At 65.5% G+C, this 1,306-nt stretch carries 2 protein-coding genes; both read left to right on the plus strand.

Features of this window, described 5'->3' with window-relative positions:
* Window positions 1–135: 135 nt before the first annotated feature.
* Entirely contained in the window at window positions 136–936 is an 801-nt protein-coding gene (gene alr / locus Y882_RS18090) for an alanine racemase (protein WP_425479488.1), read from the plus strand.
* Window positions 929–1,144, plus strand: a complete 216-nt coding sequence (locus tag Y882_RS20905; protein WP_280136541.1) for an alanine racemase C-terminal domain-containing protein — start codon at window positions 929–931, stop codon at window positions 1,142–1,144. The genes alr and Y882_RS20905 overlap by 8 nt, the downstream gene beginning before the upstream one ends.
* The last annotated feature ends 162 nt before the right edge of the window (window positions 1,145–1,306 follow it).

Here is a 1,306-nt window from a genome sequence, read left to right on the forward strand (position 1 = left end):
TGTTCCAGGCCATCCGGCCCAACTTTTCCCACTCCTCACCGTGCCCGGTCGGGCGCAAAGCCAGGCATGAGTCGCACTACCGTCGCCACCATTCATCTGGGCGCCCTGCGCCACAACCTCGCCCGCATCAAGCAGATGTCCGCGCCTGCCAAGGTGATGGCGGTGGTCAAGGCAGATGCCTATGGGCATGGCCTGGAGCGCGTCGCGCGTGCACTCGACGGTGAGGCGGATGCCTTTGCGGTAGCGGCCCTCGGCGATGGATTGCGTTTGCGCGCGGCAGGGCATCGCCAGCGCATCGTGGTGTTGTCCGGTCCCGATCACGCCAGCGATATCGCCGAGATGCAGCGCCTGAATCTTGATGCCGCGATCCATCACGAGGAACAGCTGCGCTGGTTGAAGGAGGCTTCGCCATCGCGCGGTCCGCTGCGCGTCTGGCTGAAGGTGGACAGTGGCATGCATCGCCTGGGCTTTGCGCCGAAAACTGTCGCCTTCGTTCACGCGCAGCTGGCCGCCATGCCTGGCATCGATCCGGAGATCGGCCTGCTGACCCACTTCGCCGAATCGGAACTGTTCGATGGCGTCGAAACGCCCGCGCAGATCCGTCGATTCAACGACGCCACGCGCGGGCTGAGCGGGCCGCGCTCCTTGTCCAATTCCGCCGCCGTGCTCGGCTGGACCGAGGCACGTGGCGACTGGGTGCGGACGGGCGGCCTGCTTTACGGCCTTTCCGTAGTTGACGGCAAAACCGGCGCCGATTTCGGCTTCCGTCCCGCCATGACGCTGAGTACGCGTTTGATCGCCATCAATCGCATCGGCAAGGGCGAACAGATCGGCTACAACGGCACCTGGACCTGCCCCGAGGACATGCCGGTCGGCGTCGCCGCGGTGGGCTACGNNGCGCAGCGCGGTGGCCGGCACGCCGGTGCTCGTGGGTGATCGCCAGGTGCCCGTGATCGGTCGCGTATCGATGGATCTGATCACGCTGGACCTGCGTGACGCACCGCACGCCAAAGTGGGCGACCGCGTGACGCTGTGGGGCCCGGAACTGCCGGTGGAAATCATCGCCGCGCAAGCGGGCACGATCTCCTATGACCTCACCTGCGGCATGACCAAGCGCGTGCTGTTCGTGGAAGACGAAGCCTGAGCGAGCGCAAGGCGCTCAATCCACCAAGACCGAATGTCTCGCGGTATGCGATGCAGGCCCGCTAAGCTGGGCCATTCGCCGCACCTCCGATCAGGATTCCAAGCATGGCCAAAGCCAAGACCGCCTATGTCCGCACCCACTGCGGGGCGGAACACTCCAAAT

This window comes from Dyella japonica DSM 16301 (assembly GCF_001010355.1).
Classification (GTDB): Bacteria; Pseudomonadota; Gammaproteobacteria; order Xanthomonadales; family Rhodanobacteraceae; genus Dyella; species Dyella japonica.